The organism is Streptomyces sp. NPDC094143, from assembly GCF_040303825.1.
Lineage (GTDB): Bacteria > Actinomycetota > Actinomycetes > Streptomycetales > Streptomycetaceae > Streptomyces.
Window position 1 is genome coordinate 38123 of the sequence record NZ_JBEOTZ010000018.1, and the last position, 19452, is coordinate 57574.

Annotated in this window: 22 protein-coding genes and 1 riboswitch; of the genes, 9 read left to right on the top strand and 13 right to left on the bottom strand. The window is 73.1% G+C overall.

Annotated features, from left to right (window positions below; all coding sequences use genetic code 11):
- Positions 1 to 17 precede the first annotated feature (17 nt).
- On the bottom strand, positions 18 to 698 hold the full coding sequence (locus ABTZ58_RS22805) for a lysoplasmalogenase (protein ID WP_351359587.1): 681 nt from the start codon (positions 696 to 698) through the stop codon (positions 18 to 20).
- Positions 695 to 1612, bottom strand: a complete 918-nt coding sequence (locus ABTZ58_RS22810) for a sterol desaturase family protein (protein ID WP_351359590.1) — start codon at positions 1610 to 1612, stop codon at positions 695 to 697. The genes ABTZ58_RS22805 and ABTZ58_RS22810 overlap by 4 nt, the downstream gene beginning before the upstream one ends.
- 230 nt (positions 1613 to 1842) lie before the next feature.
- Between ABTZ58_RS22810 and ABTZ58_RS22815 the strand changes: the two genes are divergently transcribed.
- The 5 genes from ABTZ58_RS22815 to ABTZ58_RS22835 all read left to right on the top strand — a co-directional run bounded on the left by ABTZ58_RS22815 (position 1843) and on the right by ABTZ58_RS22835 (position 6750).
- A complete protein-coding gene (locus tag ABTZ58_RS22815; protein ID WP_351359592.1) occupies positions 1843 to 2835 on the top strand; it encodes a DEDDh family exonuclease in 993 nt (330 codons plus the stop codon).
- 100 nt (positions 2836 to 2935) lie between these two features.
- Positions 2936 to 3169 carry a metallothionein gene (locus ABTZ58_RS22820; RefSeq protein WP_094056481.1) on the top strand — a complete coding sequence of 78 codons (234 nt, stop codon included), beginning with the start codon at positions 2936 to 2938 and terminating at the stop codon, positions 3167 to 3169.
- Between the two features lie 49 nt (positions 3170 to 3218).
- Positions 3219 to 4010, top strand: a complete 792-nt coding sequence (locus tag ABTZ58_RS22825) for an SURF1 family cytochrome oxidase biogenesis protein (protein ID WP_351359595.1) — start codon at positions 3219 to 3221, stop codon at positions 4008 to 4010.
- Between the two features lie 186 nt (positions 4011 to 4196).
- The gene (locus ABTZ58_RS22830) at positions 4197 to 5990 is read left to right on the top strand and encodes a glycoside hydrolase family 15 protein (RefSeq protein WP_351359598.1); all 1794 of its coding nucleotides are present in this window, start codon (positions 4197 to 4199) and stop codon (positions 5988 to 5990) included.
- Positions 5991 to 5994: 4 nt separating this feature from the next.
- On the top strand, positions 5995 to 6750 hold the full coding sequence (locus ABTZ58_RS22835) for an SDR family oxidoreductase (RefSeq protein WP_351359601.1): 756 nt from the start codon (positions 5995 to 5997) through the stop codon (positions 6748 to 6750).
- A 10-nt stretch (positions 6751 to 6760) separates the two neighbouring features.
- On the opposite strand, the gene amaP is transcribed toward ABTZ58_RS22835, so the two are convergent.
- The 5 genes from amaP to ABTZ58_RS22860 are packed head-to-tail and all read right to left on the bottom strand — an operon-like array spanning position 6761 to position 9134.
- A complete protein-coding gene (amaP, locus tag ABTZ58_RS22840; RefSeq protein WP_375141579.1) occupies positions 6761 to 7339 on the bottom strand; it encodes an alkaline shock response membrane anchor protein AmaP in 579 nt (192 codons plus the stop codon).
- 5 nt (positions 7340 to 7344) lie between these two features.
- The gene (locus ABTZ58_RS22845) at positions 7345 to 8049 is read right to left on the bottom strand and encodes a DUF6286 domain-containing protein (protein WP_351359605.1); all 705 of its coding nucleotides are present in this window, start codon (positions 8047 to 8049) and stop codon (positions 7345 to 7347) included.
- Positions 8046 to 8429, bottom strand: coding sequence for a hypothetical protein (locus ABTZ58_RS22850; RefSeq protein WP_351359941.1), 384 nt, complete (start codon positions 8427 to 8429; stop codon positions 8046 to 8048). Before ABTZ58_RS22850 ends, ABTZ58_RS22845 begins: the two co-directional genes overlap by 4 nt.
- On the bottom strand, positions 8426 to 8611 hold the full coding sequence (locus tag ABTZ58_RS22855; RefSeq protein ID WP_309093593.1) for a hypothetical protein: 186 nt from the start codon (positions 8609 to 8611) through the stop codon (positions 8426 to 8428). Before ABTZ58_RS22855 ends, ABTZ58_RS22850 begins: the two co-directional genes overlap by 4 nt.
- A 46-nt stretch (positions 8612 to 8657) precedes the next feature.
- The gene (locus tag ABTZ58_RS22860; protein ID WP_351359608.1) at positions 8658 to 9134 is read right to left on the bottom strand and encodes an Asp23/Gls24 family envelope stress response protein; all 477 of its coding nucleotides are present in this window, start codon (positions 9132 to 9134) and stop codon (positions 8658 to 8660) included.
- A gap of 87 nt (positions 9135 to 9221) precedes the next feature.
- Here ABTZ58_RS22860 and ABTZ58_RS22865 point away from each other — a divergent pair, with 87 nt between their 5' ends.
- Entirely contained in the window at positions 9222 to 9938 is a 717-nt protein-coding gene (locus tag ABTZ58_RS22865; protein WP_351359611.1) for a nucleopolyhedrovirus P10 family protein, read from the top strand.
- Positions 9939 to 9963: 25 nt separating this feature from the next.
- On the opposite strand, the gene ABTZ58_RS22870 is transcribed toward ABTZ58_RS22865, so the two are convergent.
- The 3 genes from ABTZ58_RS22870 to ABTZ58_RS22880 form a co-directional block, all read right to left on the bottom strand.
- Positions 9964 to 10767: an enoyl-CoA hydratase/isomerase family protein gene (locus ABTZ58_RS22870; protein ID WP_351359614.1), complete on the bottom strand. Its 804-nt coding sequence runs from the start codon at positions 10765 to 10767 to the stop codon at positions 9964 to 9966.
- Positions 10768 to 10914: 147 nt separating this feature from the next.
- On the bottom strand, positions 10915 to 11133 hold the full coding sequence (locus ABTZ58_RS22875) for a helix-turn-helix domain-containing protein (protein ID WP_010037790.1): 219 nt from the start codon (positions 11131 to 11133) through the stop codon (positions 10915 to 10917).
- Positions 11134 to 11485: 352 nt separating this feature from the next.
- A complete protein-coding gene (locus ABTZ58_RS22880) occupies positions 11486 to 13084 on the bottom strand; it encodes an ABC-F family ATP-binding cassette domain-containing protein (RefSeq protein WP_309093589.1) in 1599 nt (532 codons plus the stop codon).
- Between the two features lie 232 nt (positions 13085 to 13316).
- Here ABTZ58_RS22880 and ABTZ58_RS22885 point away from each other — a divergent pair, with 232 nt between their 5' ends.
- On the top strand, positions 13317 to 13730 hold the full coding sequence (locus ABTZ58_RS22885; protein WP_351359618.1) for a VOC family protein: 414 nt from the start codon (positions 13317 to 13319) through the stop codon (positions 13728 to 13730).
- Here the strand turns inward: ABTZ58_RS22885 and ABTZ58_RS22890 are convergent.
- The 3 genes from ABTZ58_RS22890 to ABTZ58_RS22900 all read right to left on the bottom strand — a co-directional run bounded on the left by ABTZ58_RS22890 (position 13727) and on the right by ABTZ58_RS22900 (position 17297).
- Complete coding sequence (locus ABTZ58_RS22890; protein ID WP_351359621.1) at positions 13727 to 15127, bottom strand: hypothetical protein; 1401 nt, start codon at positions 15125 to 15127, stop codon at positions 13727 to 13729. The genes ABTZ58_RS22885 and ABTZ58_RS22890 overlap by 4 nt on opposite strands.
- A gap of 233 nt (positions 15128 to 15360) precedes the next feature.
- The gene (locus ABTZ58_RS22895; RefSeq protein WP_351359624.1) at positions 15361 to 16482 is read right to left on the bottom strand and encodes an alpha/beta hydrolase; all 1122 of its coding nucleotides are present in this window, start codon (positions 16480 to 16482) and stop codon (positions 15361 to 15363) included.
- A gap of 71 nt (positions 16483 to 16553) precedes the next feature.
- Positions 16554 to 17297: a class II aldolase/adducin family protein gene (locus ABTZ58_RS22900; protein WP_351359626.1), complete on the bottom strand. Its 744-nt coding sequence runs from the start codon at positions 17295 to 17297 to the stop codon at positions 16554 to 16556.
- 311 nt (positions 17298 to 17608) lie between these two features.
- Here ABTZ58_RS22900 and ABTZ58_RS22905 point away from each other — a divergent pair, with 311 nt between their 5' ends.
- Positions 17609 to 18859, top strand: a complete 1251-nt coding sequence (locus ABTZ58_RS22905) for an inorganic phosphate transporter (protein WP_351359629.1) — start codon at positions 17609 to 17611, stop codon at positions 18857 to 18859.
- A 32-nt stretch (positions 18860 to 18891) separates the two neighbouring features.
- Entirely contained in the window at positions 18892 to 19113 is a 222-nt protein-coding gene (locus tag ABTZ58_RS22910; RefSeq protein WP_059422310.1) for a hypothetical protein, read from the top strand.
- Positions 19114 to 19245: 132 nt separating this feature from the next.
- Positions 19246 to 19384, top strand: a riboswitch (cobalamin riboswitch).
- The last annotated feature ends 68 nt before the right edge of the window (positions 19385 to 19452 follow it).

Genomic DNA, 19452 nt, shown 5'->3' on the forward strand with positions numbered 1-19452 from the left:
GCGCCGCCGAAGCGGCCTCAGGCCACCCGCATCTCGCCGTACGTCGCGGCCGGTGCGCGGCGCGCGTTCAGCGCCCCGAGTGTGCCGCCGGCCAGCAGGGCCTGTGCGGCGATGTAGGTGAGCATGATCCAGAAGTCGGGCCGGGGCGGCTGCGGCCAGTCGGCGACGCCGGTCGCGATGAGCGTGTCGGAGAGCAGGAACAGCGCCCCGCCGAGGCCGGTGTAGAGGCCGAGCCGGATACCCGCCCCGTACGCCATGGCCGTGAGCAGCAGGCTGTACCCGGCGACGGGGACGCGCAGCTCCGCGGGCAGGTCCGGCCACAGCAGCGCGACGGTCGTGACGAGGGCGCCGGCGTACCCGAGGGCCAGGAGCCCCGCACGCGCGCGTGGGACGGCGTAGCGGCTGCCGTGCGTGCGGAACAGCAGGAGGTAGCAGAGGTGTCCCGCGGCGAAGGAGGCCATGCCGGCGAGGAAGGCCGGCTCGGCGTCGGACAGCAGCAGGACGTCCCCGCCCCAGCCGAACAGCAGGGCGGCCAGGAGCGGCCGGGGCGCCCGGCACAGAGCGGCCCAGAGCGCCAGCAGCGGCATCAGCAGGGGCTTGGCGACGGTGTGCCCGGCGTCGAAGCCGGCCGCGAGACAGGCGAGGTCGACGGCCGCGGTGAGGGCGAAGGCGGCCAGGACGAGGCGCGAGCGGTTCACGCCGGCGGGGTCTTCCCGGCGGGAGCGGCAGGGGCGGCGGCGACAGGTGCGGCGGGAGCAGCGGGGGCGGTGGGGGCGGTGGGCCGCGCCGGTCCCCATCCCGGCCCGCGGAACACCCGCCCCGCGCGCTCGCTCCAACTGCGTGCCGCGCGAAGGTCCTTGGCGATCGACACGTACTCGTGGGTCGCCACCTTCAGCAGGTTGTAGGTGTCGATGTTCTTGGTCAGCCCGTACCGGGGCCGCTCGGTCTCCGCGACGAACGAGCCGAACAACCGGTCCCAGACGATGAGGATGCCGCCGAAGTTGCGGTCCAGGTAGCCGCCCTGGGAGGCGTGGTGGACGCGGTGGTGCGAGGGCGTGTTGAAGACGAACTCGAACCAGCGGGGCATCCTGTCGATCCGCTCGGTGTGGATCCAGAACTGGTAGACGAGGTTGGCCGAGGAGCAGAACGCGAGCGCGGCCGGGTGCACGCCGGCGAGGATCAGCGGCACGTAGAACGGCCACACCGTCAGGGACGTCCAGGGCTGGCGCAGCGCGGTGGTGAGGTTGAACTTCCGGCTGGAGTGGTGGACGACGTGACAGGCCCACAGGATGCGGATGACGTGGTGGCCCCGGTGGGACCAGTAGTAGAAGAAGTCCTGCCCGAGCAGCATCAGCGGGACCGTCCACCACAGCACGGGGACGCGCAGGGGCGTGAGTTCGTACAGAGCCGTGTAGACGGCCAGGATGGGGATCTTCCACAGGAAGTCGAAGGCGAGGCTGCCGAGCCCCATGCCGACGCTCGTGGCGGCGTCCTTCGCCTCGTAGCCCGCGGCGTCCTCGTCGGGGTGGAGACGGTAGCTCACCATCTCGACCACGGTGAGCAGCACGAAGGCGGGAATCGACCACAGCACGACATCGGGCAGGTTCGGCATGCAAGCACCGTAGGACCGCCGTCCCGGGCCCACCAGACGTTGTTACCGACAAGTATGACCGACGGTACGCGCTTGCTTCTTGGCGATCTCCACCAAAGCGGCTCCGGTCGAGCAGACGTACGCCCCGTGAACGGACAGACCGGACAGGCCACCTGAGGGGGCGTCGGAAAGCACGCGGACGCGCACCTGGCGGACGGCGGTGTCAGTCCCGGCCCGTATCCTCGTTAACCATGCTCGAAGACCTGACGACCGCAGCGCTCTCCGCCACGGCGTGGCCGGCCGCGTATCCCCAGGGATACGCGGTCGTTGACGTGGAGACCACGGGCCTGGCCCGGGACGACCGCATCATCTCCGCGGCCGTCTACCGGCTGGACGCGCGCGGCGAGGTCGAGGACCACTGGTACACGACGGTCAACCCGGAACGCGACCCGGGCCCGGTGTGGATCCACGGGCTGACGAGCGAGGCGCTGGAGGGCGCTCCCCTCTTCCAAGACATCGCCGAGGAGTTCACGGCCCGGCTGACGGGACGGGTCCTCGTCGCGCACAACGCCGTCTTCGACTGGCAGATGATCGCCCGGGAGTACGCGCGCGCACAGCGCGAGGCACCGGTGCGGCAGCGGCTGTGCACCATCGCGCTCTCCAAGGAGCTGGCACTGCCGCTGCCCAACCACAAGCTGGAGTCCCTCGCGGCGCACTTCGGCGTCGTGCAGCGGCGGGCGCACCACGCGCTGGACGACGCGCGCGTGCTGGCGGAGGCGTTCCGCCCCAGCCTGCGGGCCGCGGCGGCGAACAACCTGCGGCTGCCGCTGCACGAGTGCCGGCCGCTGACGGAGTGGTCGGACCGTCCCGCCACGCCCCGCGTCGGGCAGCAGGCCGGCTACGGCGGCTACCGGCCGGGCGGCTGGCGCCCCTCCCGCAAGCGCCCCGCCTGCCCCTACCCCAACCCGGGGCGCTACGAGCCGGGCGGGCGGCTCAAGCAGGGCATGCGGGTCGCCTTCTCGGGTGACACCTCGACCGAGCGGGAGCTGCTGGAGGACCGCGCGACCGAGGCCGGGCTGCACGTGGCGACGAGCCTGTCCCGGCTGACGAGCCTGCTCGTCACGAACGACCCGGACTCGGGCACCTCCAAGGTGGTCAAGGCCCGCCAGTTCGGCACGCCGGTCGTGGACGAGGCGGCCTTCGGGCAGCTCCTCGCGGACGTGGAGCCGGCGTCCGGGGGGTGAGCCGGGCGCGGCGCGCGACGACCGTACGGACGGGTGATTGCCGGGCGACTCGCCCGGCGGCCGCTCGCCCGGGCCGGGACCACGGCCCACCCTGTGGCCCATGGCGACCTGTGAGGTTTGTGGCAATCAGTACGGAATGACCTTCGAGGTGCACGCGCAGGGCGCGGTGCACGTCTTCGACTGCTTCGCCTGCGCGATCCACCGCATGGCCCCCATCTGCGAGCACTGCCGCGTGCAGATCATCGGGCAGGGCGTGGAGGTCGAGGGCCACTGGTACTGCGGCGCCCACTGCGCCCGCGCGGAGGGAAAGGCGGGCATCGTCGACAAGGTCTGAACCCGTACCCACCTGAATGCACCCCACGACCGAGTTGTACGGTCGTGGGGTGTACCGCTTCCTGATGTCCCGGCAGTGGGTGATCCTCACGCTGATCGCCCTGCTCCTCATCCCCACGATGATCAGGCTGGGCATCTGGCAGATGCACCGATACGAGGAGCGCACCGCCCGGAACCAGCTGGTCGCCGACGCACTGGCCGCCGATCCGGTGCCCGTGGAGAGGCTGACCGCGCCCGGGCACACCGTGACCAGCGACGAGCGGTACCGGACCGTGACCGCCAAGGGCCGCTTCGACGCCGAGGACGAGGTCGTCGTCCGCCGCCGCACCAACTCCGACGACGAGGTCGGCTACCACGTGCTGACCCCGTTCGTCCTGGACGACGGCAAGGTGCTGCTGGTCAACCGGGGCTGGGTCCCCTCCGGCCCGACCCAGACCACGTTCCCGAAGGTCCCCGCACCGCCCGCCGGCGAGGTCACCGTCCAGGGCCGGCTGATGCCCAGCGAGACGACCGCGGCCAGCGGCATCAAGAACCTCAGCGACCTGCCGGACCGGCAGGTCATGCTGATCAACAGCGACCAGCAGGCGCGCCGCCTGGGCGCCGAGGTGCTCGGCGGGTACATCGCCCTGACCGCGCCCGAACCCAGGGGTGACACCCCCGAGCTGCTGGGCGACCCCGGCAAGGAGGACGCGGCGCTGAACTACGCGTACGCCGTCCAGTGGTGGCTGTTCTCCGCCGCCGTCCCGGTCGGCTGGGTGATCCTGGCCCGCCGTGAGGCCAGGGAGCGGGCGCAGGCGGCCGGGAAGCAGGACTCCAGTGAGGCGGAACCGGCGGCGGTGTGACGACCGCGGGCCGTCCCGGCGGCCCTTGCGTCACCAAGGCGCACGGCACGCGGCCGGCGGGTGCCCGGCCGGTCCGGCCGGGCCGGATGTCGTCTCCTGGGACGGCGGTGCCACGGCCGCCGACGGAATGTCACTCCCCCGGCCCTGCCCTGATTGCCACGCCGAGTTGCCGGGAACCCGCACTGCGTGCACTCCAGCATCGAGGACTACGCGATCATCGGCGACGAACAGACCGCGGCCCTGGTCGGCACGGACGGATCGGTGGACTGGCTGTGCCTGCCCCGTTTCGACTCGGCCGCCTGCTTCGCGAAACTGCTCGGTGACGAGGACAACGGCCACTGGCGCATCGCCCCCGTGGGGGCGGACCGGTGCACCCGGCGCGCCTACCGCCGCGACACCCTCGTCCTCGACACCGAGTGGGAGACCGGGCAGGGGGCGGTCCGGGTCACCGACCTGATGCCCCAGCGCGACGAGGCCCCCGATCTCGTGCGGATCGTCGAGGGCCTGGACGGCGAGGTGACGCTGCACAGCGTGCTGAAGCTGCGCTTCGACTACGGCTCGATCGTCCCGTGGATGCGCCGCTCGGACGGCCACCGGGTCGCCGTCGCCGGCCCGGACTCCACCTGGCTGCGCAGCGAGCCGGAAGTGACCAGCTGGGGCGAGGACTTCGGCGCGCACGCGGAGTTCACCGTGAAGCAGGGCGAGAAGGTCGCGTTCGTGCTGACCTGGCACCCCTCCCACGAGCCGCGCCCGCCGCTGGTCGACCCCTTCGAGTCGCTGCGCCACAGCGTGGAGGACTGGCGGGCCTGGGCGTCGCGCTGCCGCTACGAGGGGCCCTACCGGGACGCCGTCGTCCGCTCCCTGATCACGCTCAAGGCCCTGACCTACGCCCCGACCGGCGGCATCGTCGCCGCCGCCACGACCTCCCTGCCCGAGGAGCCGGGCGGCGTGCGCAACTGGGACTACCGCTTCTGCTGGCTGCGCGACTCCACCCTCACCCTGGGCGCGCTGCTGGCGGCGGGCTACCAGGAGGAGGCGGAGGCCTGGCGGAACTGGCTGCTGCGCGCGGTCGCGGGCGACCCGGCCGACCTGCAGATCATGTACGGGCTGGCGGGCGAGCGGCGGCTGCCCGAGTTCGAGCTGCCCTGGCTGTCCGGCTTCGACGAGTCCACGCCCGTCCGCATCGGCAACGACGCCGTGAACCAGCTCCAGCTGGACGTCTACGGCGAGGTCATGGACTCCCTGTCACTGGCCCGCGAGTCGGGCCTGTCGCCCCAGCCGGACGTGTGGGCGCTGCAGACGGCCCTGATGGACTTCCTGCGGACGAACTGGCGGCAGCCGGACGAGGGGCTGTGGGAGGTGCGCGGCGGCCGGCGCCAGTTCGTGCACTCCAAGGTGATGGTGTGGGTGGCCGCCGACCGCGCCGTGCGCACCCTGGAGAGCCATCCGGAGCTGCACGGCGACCTGGACGCCTGGCGCGCGCTGCGCGAGGAGGTGCACCGCGAGGTCTGCGAGAAGGGCTACGACCCCGAGCGCAACACCTTCACGCAGTCCTACGGCTCACGGGAGCTGGACGCCGCGCTGCTGCTCATCCCGCGCGTGGGCTTCCTGCCGCCGGACGATCCCCGGGTGATCGGCACGATCGACGCGGTCCGCGAGGAGCTGGACCACCGCGGCCTGCTGCGGCGCTACAGCACCACCGAAGCGGACTTCACGGACGTCGACGGGCTGCCCGGCAGCGAGGGCACCTTCCTGGTGTGCTCGTTCTGGCTCGCGGACGCCCTGCACATGACGGGCCGCACGAAGGAGGCCCGCGAGTTGTTCGAACGGCTGGTGGGGCTGGCCAACGACGTCGGCCTGCTGTCCGAGGAGTACGACCCGGTGGCCGGCCGGCAGCTGGGCAACTTCCCGCAGGCGTTCAGCCACATCGGCCTGGTGAACACCGCCCTCGCCCTGTTCGGGGAGGACGGGGCAGGATAGGGCCATGGATCTTGGACTGAAGGACCGGGTGTACGTCGTCACCGGGGCCACACGCGGCCTCGGCAACGCCTCCGCGCGTGAGCTCGTCGCGGACGGGGCGAAGGTGGTCGTCTCGGGGCGGGACGAGAAGAGTGCCGCCGAGGCGGCCGCCGCGCTGGGCCCGAACGCGGTCGGGGTGGCCGTCGACAACGCCGACCCCGACGCGGCGGCCGTGCTGCTCTCGGCCGCGCGGGAGCACTTCGGGCGCTTCGACGGTGTCCTCGTCAGCGTGGGCGGGCCGCCCGCCGGGTTCGTCGCCGACAACACCGACGAGCAGTGGCAGACGGCGTTCGAGTCGGTGTTCCTCGGCGCGGTGCGGCTGGCGCGCGCCGCGGCGGCCGAGCTGGAGGCCGGGGGGGTCATCGGGTTCGTGCTGTCCGGGTCGGTGTACGAGCCGATCCCGGGCCTGACCATCTCCAACGGGCTGCGGCCGGGACTGGCCGGATTCGCCAAGTCGCTCTCCGACGAGCTCGGGCCGCGCGGCATCCGGGTGGTCGGTGTGCTGCCCGGGCGGATCGACACCGACCGGGTGCGCGAGCTGGACTCGCTGTCGGCCGACCCCGGGGCGACCCGGGCGGCTTCGGAGTCGCGCATCCCGTTGCGGCGGTACGGGACGCCCGAGGAGTTCGGGCGGGTGGCCGCGTTCCTGCTGTCGCCGGCCGCGTCCTATCTGACCGGTGTCATGGTGCCGGTGGACGGCGGGGCACGGCACGGGTTCTGAGCGGCCGGGCTCAACTGACCCGTTCGGCGCCGTGCTTGACCGCGCGCAGTCTCACCTCCGCCGGGAGCGACGCGAGCCCCGCCGACGTCCTGGCGTGGTGCAGGGCACCGGTCGTGAAGTCGGTCAGGGCGGTTCCCGGGTCCACGTGCGGCTCCAGGGCGAGGCGTACGTGGGCCTCGGGGGCGGTACGACGGCCCGTCAGATGGGCCCGGGGCCGGTCGACGCCGTCGATCCGCTCCGCCTCCTGGGTGAGGACCTGCTCCAGGGCCCGGCCGCGCAGCAGGGCGCCCTCGCCGTCGCCGGTGTCGACCAGGACCTCGGCGAGGCGGCGCCTGCGCAGGACCGCGACCAGCCACCACAGGGCGAGCAGCAGCAGGACCGCCAGCGCGGCGATGACGACCGGCCACCACCAGCCGGCCTCCCGCCAGCGGGTGCGCTCGGCGTCGCTGAGCAGCACGTCGTGCTCGCTGTCGTGGATCCACCAGGAGGGCAGCGACACGCCGAGGCCGGCGGCCAGGACCGAGCCGCCCAGCACCAGCAGCACCAGGCCCACCAGCCCGAGGAAGACACGGTTGACGCCTCTGAGCATCGTCGTCACCCCTTCCGGCCCGGGCGCCGTACCCGCACCGACAGCGAGGGCGGCCGGGACAGTCCCAGGCCGTGCACGGCGTCGCCGAGCACGGCGTCCAGGTCGCTCCGTACCTCGTCCAGTTCCCGGAAGTGCGACAGGGCGCGGACCTTCGCACGGCGCCGGCGCACCCGGACCCGTGCCGACTGCACGCCGGCGACCTCCACGGCCCGGTCGCGCAGGGCGCTCGCGGCGGCGTCCCGGTCCAGGCCGGCCCGTACCCCGGCGTGTGTGCGGCGCATCGGCAGCACGTGCCGCAGGCCGGGGGTGACGGCCAGGGCGATCAGCCAGAGGCCGAGCGCGGCGGCGGCCCCGGCTCCGAGGAGCACCCAGGTGTCGTCCAGGGGCCGTTCGGCGAGCTGCCGGGTCAGGTCCCGGCGCCAGCTCATGCCGGGCCGGCCCGCGCGCACCGAGACGATGTCGTAGAGGAACAGCCCCGCCACGCCCAGGAGCAGCAGCGCGACGATGCCCGCGGGGACGCGGCGTGCCGACCAGAAGCGGCCCGCACGGCCACCCTCGCCCCCGGCCTCCGCCTGTGGCGCGGGCCGGCCGGGTCCGGTGCCGTCGTCCGTCTGCGGCTTCTCCAGGAGGGGCAGGCGCTGTGTCGTGCCCTCGGGCTCGCTGCCCTGCGGTTCGGTGCCTTGGGGTTCGGTGCCCCGGGGTTCGCTCATCGCGTCCTCCGCTGTCCGGCTCCGGGTGCCCCGGCCAGATGCAGCCCCTCCACCTGGACGACGACCTCCGGCACCTGCATGCCCACCAGAGCGCCCACGCGCTCGACCACCTGACGCCGCACGCTCCGGCAGCGGTCGCCGATGTCGCAGGGGTAGGCGAGCTCCACGTGCACCCGGACGTGGACGACGTCACGGTGGACGCTGACGCTGGCCGACGGCCGGTCGACGTCGGGCGGCAGCGTCCCGACGGCCTCGCGGGCCGCCTGCGAGGCGATCTTCGCGACGACCCGGTCGGCGATCCTGGTCGCCCCGCGCTCGCCCGGCGGGACGACGGTCAGTGGTCTGTCGAGCTCACCGGCACCCGTGCTCACGGGCGTCACCGCCACCGTTCGTCACGGTTGCGGAAGAAGTCGCCGAGGTCCATGTCCCCCTCGAGGAACCGGCCGACGCCGAAGCCGACGGCGCCCAGCGCCGCCACCAGCAAAAACGCCCCGAACCCACCGAAGTATCCGGCGAATGCCAGCGCCATGCCGGCGATCATCCCGGCCACGCCCATGCTCATGCGCTCCTCAGCTCCTCATCCGCTCTGCCGTGTCCTGGCCCGTGCCTCACTGGATCCGGCGCTCCGGTTCCTCTTCCTCCTCGTCCGGCAGCTTGACGTCGCTCACCGCGATGTTGACCTCGACGACCTCCAGGCCGGTCATCCGCTCGACGGCCGTGATGACGTTCTCCCGCACGTCCCGCGCCACGTCGGCGATCGACACGCCGTACTCGACGACGATCTCCAGGTCGAGGGCGGCCTGCACCTCGCCGACCTCGGCCTTCACACCGCGGGTCACCCCCGACTTCTGGCCGCCGGGCACCCGGTCGCGCACGGCTCCGAAGGTGCGGGACAGTCCGCTGCCCATGGCGTGCACGCCGTCCACGTCGCGCGCGGCGAGCCCGGCGATCTTCTCGACGACGCCGTCGGCGATGGTGGTCCGGCCCCGGGAGCCCGGGTCTCCCCCACCTCGCTTGGTCAGAGGGCTTCTGCGCGCCGCCGCCGTCTCGCTCTCCCCGCCCCGGTTCTCGGTCATGTCAGTCATCGCCGCACGTCCCTTTCGGTCGTCGTCCTTCGACCACCGTAAGCACGGTTACGTGGAAGCGCGCCTCTGATGCGGCAGGCTGGAGGAATGACGGCCGACCGATGGACGCGAGCAGTGAGACATCAACTGGGTCTGGGCAGGCTTCTGCCGCTGGGTGAGGCGCGGGACGGCGCCTGGATCGCCGAACGGGCGGTCGAGGCGGTGCTGGGGCGTGCGGCGCGCGACGCCCCGGGAGTACGCCTCGACGCGCTCCGGATCGCGCTCGCGGACCTTGAGGCGATTCACGAACCGACCGTGCCGGCGCCGCCGAGTGCCCTGCCGCCGGGGCCGCTGCGGGTGACCGCGCAGTTCACGGCCACGGCCTCGCGGCCGCTGCCCGAGACGGCGTCGCTGCTGCGGGCGGCACTGGCGAGCGCGGCGACACAGCGGCTCGGCCTGGCGGTCGCGGAGGTGGACCTGAAAGTGACGGGCCTGCTGGAGGAGGACCCGGACGGGGAGCCCGAGGCCGCGTTCCCCGAACCGCCGCGGGCCGAACGGGTGGAGGGCGGCGACGAGGGCCGCGTGGCCGGCGCCGCGCTGGAGGTGCCGGGCGTGCTCCGGCTGACCGGCACGCTGGGTCACCCGGTGCACATCGAGGAGGTGCCGGCCGCCGACGCCGCGCTGACGCGCCGCCACGTCCGGCTGGAGGTGGCGGTGGCCGCGGACCGGCGGGCCGGTGACGTGGCCCGCGCGGTCCGCACGGCGGTCGGGCAGGTCCTGCCGGACCACCCGACGGTGGCGGTCGTGGTGAGCGCCCTCGGCTGACCCCGCTCCGGCCGCGGCGTCGGTCTCAGTCGCCGACGCCCGCGAGGTCCCGCAGCCGGCGGGCCTGGGACTGGCGCTCGGCGCGGCGCTGCTCCTCGTAGGTGCGGTCCTGGGCGCCGCGCAGCAGGGCCTTGGTCTCGATGACGGCGTCGCGGGGCGCGGCGAGGACGGCCGCGGTGAGGTCGCGGACCGTGTCGTCGAGCTGCCCGGCGGGCACGGCCACGTTGGCGAGCCCGGTGCTGACGGCCTCCTCGGCCGCAACGAAGCGCCCGGTCACGCAGATCTCCAGCGCGCGGGCGTAGCCGACGAGCCCCACCAGCGGATGCGTACCCGTCAGGTCGGGCACGAGTCCGAGGCTGGTCTCGCGCATGGCGAACTGCACGTCGTCGGCGACGACGCGCAGGTCGCAGGCGAGGGCGAGCTGGAAGCCCGCCCCGATGGCATGCCCCTGGACAGCGGCGACGGAGACGATGTCGCTGCGCCGCCACCAGGTGAACGCCTCCTGGTACTCGGCGATGGTCGCGTCCAACTCGGCGTCGCCGCCGCGCGCGAGGTCGATGAATGACGGTTCCCCGTCGAAGCCCTCGGGCGTGAACGCCTGCCGGTCGAGCCCGGCCGAGAAGGACATGCCCTCGGCCCGCAGGACCACGACGCGGACGGAGCCCGGCAGCAGCCGCCCGGCCTCGGTCAGCGCCCGCCACAGAGCGGGGCTCTGCGCGTTGCGCTTGGCCGGGTTGGTCAGCGTCACCGTGGCGATCGCGTCGTCGACGGTGAGCCGTACGCCGTCCTTGTCGAGTACGGGAACGAGGTCCTGGTCGGGCGAAGCCATGGGACGCCTCCGAAGTGTGCGGTCGTCATCCGTGCCGTACGCCGGCTTGCGCCGGGCACGACACAGCTAAGTGACTGCACAGTAACCACCCGGTCGGTCAGGTGAACGACCGGGTGGCCACCATCGAAGCCGTGGGGCCACCCGGGGTCAGGCTGTGGCCTTCTTGCCCCGGGTCGCCCCGCCACGCCCTCGCAGCGTGACGCCCGACTCACTGAGCATGCGGTGCACAAAGCCATACGAGCGGCCGGTCTCCTCGGCCAACGCCCGGATGCTCGCACCGGCGTCGTACTTCTTCTTCAGGTCTGCCGCGAGCTTGTCGCGCGCGGCGCCGGTCACCCGGCTGCCCTTCTTCAGAGTCTCGGCCACCCGTGCCTCCTCATGGGAAGTGCGCTCTGGTCTCCTCATGATCACCCCTCCGGGCCCTGATGGCCACCCATTCGGCAAGGTCCGTGAGACACGGTTGTGACGACGGGAGCACATCCCCACATGCGGAATGCAGAATTCCGAAGAGCGTCGTCCCCGAGGCCGAACGCATCGTCCCGGGAAATGCCAGGTCAGAAAGACGTCGCGGCCGAGCCCCGAAGGATCAGGGGCTCGGCCGCGAAATCGATGTAGGACACACCTCGGTACGAGGAGATCTCACACAGATGATGGATCACCGATGGGCCGAATGATCCATACGCCGTTGATCACGCATTCGATCAAGCGGTACTGACGCTCAGGCCAGGGCGACGAGATCCGCGTAGTCGGCGCCCCACAGGTCCTCGATGCCGTCCGGCAGCAGGATGATGCGCTCCGGCTGGAGCGCCTCGACCGCGCCCTCGTCGTGCGTGACGAGGACGACCGCGCCCTTGTAGGTGCGCAGCGCGCCGAGGATCTCCTCGCGGCTGGCCGGGTCGAGGTTGTTGGTCGGCTCGTCGAGGAGCAGCACGTTCGCCGAGGACACCACGAGGGTGGCGAGGGCGAGGCGGGTCTTCTCGCCGCCGGAGAGGACCCCGGCCGGCTTGTCGACGTCGTCGCCGGAGAACAGGAACGAGCCGAGCACCTTGCGGACCTCGACGAGGTCCATGTCGGGCGCGGCGGAGCGCATGTTCTCCAGGACCGTGCGGTCCGGGTCGAGGGTCTCGTGCTCCTGGGCGTAGTACCCGAGTTTCAGGCCGTGGCCGGGGACGACCATGCCGGTGTCGGGCTGCTCGACGCCGCCCAGCAGCCGCAGCAGGGTGGTCTTGCCGGCGCCGTTGAGGCCGAGGATGACCACGCGGCTGCCCTTGTCGATGGCCAGGTCGACGTCGGTGAAGATCTCCAGCGAGCCGTAGGACTTCGACAGGCCCTCGGCCATCAGCGGGGTCTTGCCGCAGGGCGCGGGCTCGGGGAAGCGGAGCTTGGCGACCTTGTCGGACTGGCGGACCGCCTCCAGGCCGGACAGCAGCTTGTCCGCGCGGCGGGCCATGTTCTGCGCGGCGACGGTCTTGGTGGCCTTGGCGCGCATCTTGTCGGCCTGCGAGTGCAGCGCGGCGGCCTTCTTCTCGGCGTTGGCGCGCTCGCGCTTGCGGCGCTTCTCGTCGGCCTCGCGCTGCTGCTGGTAGAGCTTCCAGCCCATGTTGTAGATGTCGATCTGGGCGCGGTTGGCGTCCAGGTAGAACACCTTGTTCACGACCGTCTCGACCAGGTCGACGTCGTGGGAGATCACGATGAAGCCGCCGCGGTAGGTCTTGAGGTAGTCGCGCAGCCAGACGATCGAGTCGGCGTCGAGGTGGTTGGTCGGCTCGTCGAGCAGCAGGGTGTCCGCGTCGGAGAACAGGATCCGGGCCAGCTCGATCCGGCGCCGCTGACCGCCGGAGAGGGTGTGCAGGGGCTGGCCGAGCACGCGGTCGGGCAGGTTGAGCGCGGCGGCGATGGTGGCGGCCTCGGCCTCGGCGGCGTACCCGCCCTTGGTGAGGAACTCCGTCTCCTGGCGCTCGTACTGCTTGAGCGCCTTCTCGCGGGTGGCGCCCTGCCCGTTGGCGATGCGCTGCTCGTTCTCGCGCATCTTGCGGATCAGGACGTCCAGGCCGCGGGCGGAGAGGATGCGGTCGCGGGCGAGGATGTCGAGGTCGCCCGTGCGCGGGTCCTGCGGGAGGTAGCCGACCTCGCCGGAGCGGGTGATGGTGCCGCCGGCGGGCATGCCCTCGCCGGCCAGACACTTGGTGAGGGTGGTCTTCCCCGCGCCGTTGCGGCCGACCAGGCCGATGCGGTCGCCCTTGGCGACCCGGAAGGAGGCGTTTTCGATGAGGACGCGGGCACCGGCGCGCAGCTCGATACCGGAGGCGGAGATCACGGACAGACTCCAGGGCGATACGGGGGCGGGATGGGCGGCTGAGGACGTTCCCGCCGTCTAATGCGCGAGGAGAAAGGCCATGGGGACAGTCTAACGGGGCGGTGCAACCACTTTTTCTGCGTGCGGACGTCCGGTTCGTCCCGACGGGTCGTTGTCAGTGCCCGCTGCCAGACTGGACAACGGGTCCGGACCATCGAGGATCACGGCGACCGAGCACAAGGGAGTGATCGGCATGGCAGGCACCTCCGGCGGGCGCCCGAGCGTCTACCCGACGCTGCTGTACGGGGACGCGAAGGCGGCGATCCGCCAGCTGACGGAGGCCCTCGGCTTCACCGAGCTGTCGGTGTACGAGGGCGAGGACGGCTCGGTGCTGCACGCCGAGCTGGCGCAGGGCAACGGCGCGGTGATGATCGGCACCCGCGGCACCGGCAGCGTCTTCGACAGAGCCATGAAAGGCGCCGGCACCACAGGGGTGTACGTCGTGGTGGACGACGTCGACGCGCACCACCGCCACGCCGTGGAGCACGGCGTGGAGATCCTGATGCCCCCGACGGACCAGGACTACGGCTCCCGGGACTACATGGCCCGGGACGTCGAGGGCAACGTCTGGAGCTTCGGTACCTACGCGCCCGACACGGGCGCCTAGCTGCCGCCCGTGTGCACCTGGAAGGCGGCCCGGCGGACGGCCTTGGCGAGCGCCGGGTCGGGGTGGGCCGCGGCGAGCGCGACCAGGACCTGCACGGTGCGCGGGTGCCCCACGGCGCGGACCTCGTCCAGCAGCATCGGGACGGTCGGCTGCACGGCGGACTCCAGGTGCCGCACGAGCAGCGGGGCCTCCCCGTGGTCGGCGACGGCGGCGGCGGTGTCCACCCACAGCCAGGTCGCCTCCTGCCGGGTGAGGACCTCGTGGGCGTCCTCCGGGTCGGCGCCGTCGTGCTCGGCGAGCCACAGCAGCGCGTACGGCCGCAGCGTGGGCTCGTCCAGCACGGCGCGGACGTCCGGTTCGGCGGGGGCGCCGACCACGCGCAGCGCCTCGAAGGCCAGGCCGCGCAGCAGGGCGTCCTCGCCGCGGGCGGCGTCGAGGAGCTCGGTGACGGCGCTGCCGACGGTGCGGGCGGCGAGCCAGGCGCGGTACTCGGCGCGGGCCGCGTTCGGGCGCAGCTGGGCGCAGCCGCGGAGCATGTCCTCGGCGCCCTGCTCGATGTTCCCGGCGGGGCTCTGCGCGGCGACGCAGATCTGCTCCAGCTTGACCCAGACGGCCCAGTTGCCGAGCGGGGTGAGCGTGGCCTGCCCGTCCCCGTAGGTGAGGGCGCCGACGGAGGCGAGGGCGCGCAGGGCCCAGTCCAGCAGGGGAGCGAGCGGGGCGTCGGTGGGCTCCGGTTCGGCCGGCGGCTCGGGCTGGGGGCCGTAGGCAATCTCGCAGCGGGCGGTGCGCAGCTCGGTGACGCGCTGCTCCAGGAGGTCGAGGAGCTGCTCGACGGGGACGGGGCCGGCGGACAGCTGGAGGAAGGAGAGCACCTGGGGCATGGCCGAGACGACCTCGGCGACGGCGGCGGGCTCGTGTTCCTCGGGCTCCGGGCAGGCCAGCGACCAGGCGTCGAAGAGGGCGACCCAGCCGCGCAGGACGGCGCTGTCGTCGCGGTTCCAGGCGCGCAGCCGCCAGCCGGGGCGGGCGCTGTCGCCGTGCACCTCGACGAGACCGGCGAGCCGGGCGGTGTCCCAGGCGGCTCTGACCTGAGCGGGGGTCAGGCCGAGGTCGCGGGCGGCCCGTTCGGCGGTCGCCTCGGAGAGGGTGGCCTTGCCGTCGGCCGTGGCGCTGTCCCCGCCGGGGCCGAGCGCGGCGTCGGCCCAGCGGGCGACGCGGGCCGCGCCGGCCAGACCTGAGCGAGCCATTCTGGCCAGTTCCGCCGGTGCCGGGGTGCCCTCCGGGGGGCGCGGGGCGGGTCGGCGCGAGCGCCGCTGGTTCATCGCTGCGGGGGCGGCGGCCAGGGATCGCGGGCGGACGAGTCGGAGCCTGGAGTCGCGCGGGATACGGGACGTCACGGGGGCAGTCTTCCGGTTGACGGTCCGAAAACCCAAACGGAATGTCACCGCGGGCGACGGGGATGGCCAACGCACCGGCTCGCCGGAGTGGTCCCCGGCCGGGAACAGGCCAGTCGTACGACGCTAAACGGAATCATCACGACCGGTCGGTGAGGGCCGGGCCGGGACGTGGTTGCGAGGGGGCGAAGGGGGCGTGAACGGGGGGTGCGTGCGGCCGGGTCGCCGAGGGCCGGTCACATGAGCGGGGTCAGGAAGCGCCGCAGGGCTTCCTCGTAGGCCCGGGGGTCGGCGTTCCACATGGCTCCGTGCGGGGCGTCGCCGACGGTGTGGAGGGAGACCATGTCGGGGCGGGCGTCGGCGAGCCGGCGGGAGAGCCGCCACGGGGCGACCGTGTCGCCGGGGCCGTGGAAGACCAGGGCCGGGACGCGGATGCCGTCGTAGGGGGCGGTGACGCGGTCGCCGGACAGGCCGGTGCGGCCCCGGGCGGCGCGCACGGCGAGGGGCAGCAGCGCGCCCGGGGTGCGCCGGGCCGCGGCCAGGGCGCGCAAGGTGGTCTCCCAGCTGAGCACCGGCGAGTCCAGGACGAGCCCGGAGACCCGCTCGCGCAGCCCCGAGCGCTCGGCGGCGCGCAGGGCCATGGTGGCGCCGGTGGACCAGCCGTGCAGGACGACCTGGCGGGCGCCGTAGCGCACGGCGTAGCGGATCGCCGCGTCGAGGTCGCGCCACTCGGTCTCGCCGAGGTGGTTCAGGCCGTCGGCGGGGCGGGGTGCGCCGAGGTCGCCGCGGTAGGCGAGGGCGAGCACCGGGAAGCGGCTGCGGTGCCAGAACCCCATGACGTTGAGGGCGACTTCCCGGGTGGTGCCCAGGCCGTGCACAGCGATCACCCAGGTGTCCCGGGCGCCGGGCACGAACCACGCGGGCAGGGCGCCGAGTTCGCCGGGGACGTCGACGTCGGCGTGTTCGATGCCGAGGGCGGAGCCCGGGTCGCCGACGTGCACGTTGGGGGTGAGCCAGACCTTGTCGCCGGGTTCCAGGGTGCCGTGCGTCACGCTCTCCAGACGGCGCACGACGGTGTCGGCGGAGGGCGGGGCGCCGGCCAGGACGGGGCCGACGATCGCGTGGGAGCCGTCGCCGGACAGGCCGTAGCGGCCGGGCCGCAGGGCGGCCAGGTCCCGGGTGAGGGTGATCCGCCCGGCGGCGGTGCCGTGCACGGTGAGCCGGGGTTCGGTGGGCAGCGGCCGGCCCGCGGGCGCCTTGAGCGCGGCGTCGCTGGCGAGCCGGCCGGCCGCCACCGCGGCGGCGCCGGCCCCTAGCGCGGCGGTGACGGCAGCGGCCGTCGCTCTGACAGTGCGCACGGCTCCAGTGTCCCGGCGGGGTGCGCGGGCGACCAGTGGGAGGCGGCGGCGGGGTGACGTCGCGCGCCGGGTCAGGACCGCTGGCCGTAGCCGCGCAGCCGCTCCCGCACCTCCGCCAGTTGCCGACCGGACAGCAGGCTCGGTGTGAGGCCCGGCACCGACGTGGCGGTGAGCCACAGGCGGCACATCCACTCCAGCTGGGCCGTGCGGTCGTAGGCCTGGTCGAGGGTGGCGCCGTAGGTGACGGTGCCGTGGTTCTGCAGGAGGCAGCCGGAGCGGCCGGCGAGGGCGCGCAGCATGTGCGCGGCCAGCTCGTCGGTGCCGTACGTGGCGTAGGGGGCGACCCGGACGGGTCCGCCGAGCGCGGCGGCCATGTAGTGGATCAGCGGCAGCTCGGTCACGAGCGTGGACACGGCCGTGGCGTGCACGGCGTGGGTGTGCACGACGGCACGGGCGTCGGTGGTGCGGTGGACGGCCAGGTGCATGGGCAGCTCGCTGGTGGGGACGAGGGTGCCGAGGACCTGCCGGCCGTCGAGGTCGACGCCTGTGACGTCGCCGGGCGTGAGGCGGTCGTAGGGGACGCCGGAGGGCGTGACCAGGACGGTGTCCCCGACACGCACCGAGACGTTGCCGGACGTGCCGACGACGAGTCCCTCCGCGACCGTGCGGCGGGCCGTCGCGACGAGTTCCTCCCAGGCGCGTGCCTCCTCGGGGCGTACGCTCCTGCGCCGCGAGGAGGCGCGCGCCTGGCCCGCGTCCTCTCCGCCGCCCCGGACGTCCCGCCTGTCCCGCTCGTCGTCTCGCTGCTCAGCCATGCGGCGATCCTGCCAGGCGGAGGCCCGGCACACGGCCGTGCGGCTTGTATCCGATGGGGCTCCGGCCGGGCGGCACCGAAGACCGGGCACCGGGCACCGGGCACCGGTGACGGAACGTCCTCGACGGGTCACTCGATCGGCTGAGACGTTCGCGGGGGGCGCCTAGGTCGCGGGGGCGTGGGGAGTCTCACAGCGGGGCGGAACGTCAAACCCCCGTTGTGGACACCCATGCGCCCCTCCCAGTTCATCTTCCGTTCACTCGGGTTACTTACGTTCGTCCAGCCAATGACCTCGAACGATTGCCTGGGTAAATGGAAAGCTTCTCGCTGATCCTCGCGATTGTGGTGGTAACCGCACTCGCGTTCGATTTCACGAACGGTTTCCACGACACCGCGAACGCGATGGCCACGACCATTTCCACGGGCGCCATGCGACCGAAGGCCGCGGTCGCCATGTCCGCGGTCCTGAACCTGGTCGGCGCCTTCCTGTCCGTCGAAGTCGCCAACACGATCTCCAAGGGCCTCGTCGACGAGGCCGGCATCCGTCCCGAAGTCATCTTCGCCGCCCTGGTCGGCGCGATCCTGTGGAACCTGCTGACGTGGTTGGTCGGCCTGCCGTCCAGTTCCTCGCACGCCCTCATGGGCGGTCTGATCGGCGCCACGATCGCCTCGGCGGGCGTCGGCGCGGTGCACGGCGACGTGCTGGTGACCAAGGTGCTCATCCCGGCGGTCGCCGCCCCGCTGGTGGCGGGCGTCGCGGCGATGCTGGCCACGCGGCTGACGTACTCGCTGGGCCGCAAGGCCGACGGCAAGGCGTCCGAGAAGGGCTACCGGGCCGGCCAGATCGCCTCGGCGGGCCTGGTCTCCCTGGCGCACGGCACCAACGACGCGCAGAAGACGATGGGTGTCATCACCCTGGCCCTGGTCGCCGGCGGCGCCGTCGCCCCCGACTCCGACCCGCCCATGTGGGTCATCCTCTCCGCGGGCATCGCGATCGCGCTCGGCACCTACCTGGGCGGCTGGCGCATCATCCGGACCATGGGCAAGGGCCTGACCGACCTCCGGCCGCAGCAGGGCTTCGCCGCCCAGACCAGCGCGGCCACGGTCATCCTGGCCTCCTCGCACCTCGGCTTCTCCCTCTCCACCACCCACTCCGTGTCCGGCGCGGTGATGGGCGCGGGCCTCGGCCGCAAGGGCGGTGTCGTCCGCTGGTCGACCGCGACGCGGATGTTCGTCGCCTGGGGCCTGACCCTGCCGGCGGCCGCCCTGGTGGGCGCGCTCGCCGAGTACGTCACCGGCTTCGGGAACTGGGGCACCGCCGTGGTGGCCGTCTTCCTCGTCGCCTCCTCCGCGGCGATCTGGAAGCTCTCCCGGCGTGAGGTCGTCGACCACACCAACGTCAACGACGCCGGCGCCGAAGCCGACGAGGAGCCGGCCGGCGTGGTGACCGCGGCGATGGCCGCGGTGACGCCGCCGCCCGCGGGCCCCACGGCCGGCGACGTCCCGACGTTCCCCGCCCAGGCGGCCGCCGAGCGGACGCCCACCACGACCACCACGGTCTGACCCCGCCCACCGGTTACAAGGAAGAAGCAGAGATGAAGATCGACTGGGCGGCGCTCGGCTCCGTCTTCGGCGTCAGCCTCGTGGTCACCGTGGCCCTCGTGGGGCTGTTCACCCTCGGCATCACCGGTCTGTCGCGCCGCGAACGGGCGGTGGCGCAGGGCGGGTCCGCGGGCCTGGCGGTGACGGGCGCCTACGCGTGCTTCGCCGCGTGCGCGGCGGCCGTGGGGTACGGCATCTACCTGATCGTGGCCTGACGGCCCGACCGCACATCGTGTCCGCCGGGCGGCACGGGACCTCGGTCCCGTGCCGCCCGGTCGTCGTGTGTGCGAAAGGGACGGTGTGGGGTTCTCCACACTCTCCCCTCGCAGGTCAAGGGCAAGTTGACGGCGGTTCGCGCCCGTGGTGGACTTCCGGGGCCAGTACGGCGGCAGGAGAGGAAGCCGGTGCGAGTCCGGCGCGGTCCCGCCACTGTCACCGGGGTAGCCATCCCCGGGAGCCAGGAACTCTCACCGCCGGTCACGTCGAACCAGGGCGCGGACACCCTGAGTGAGGACACGTATCGCCATGCGCGGCTGCCGATCGAGGTTCAGCAC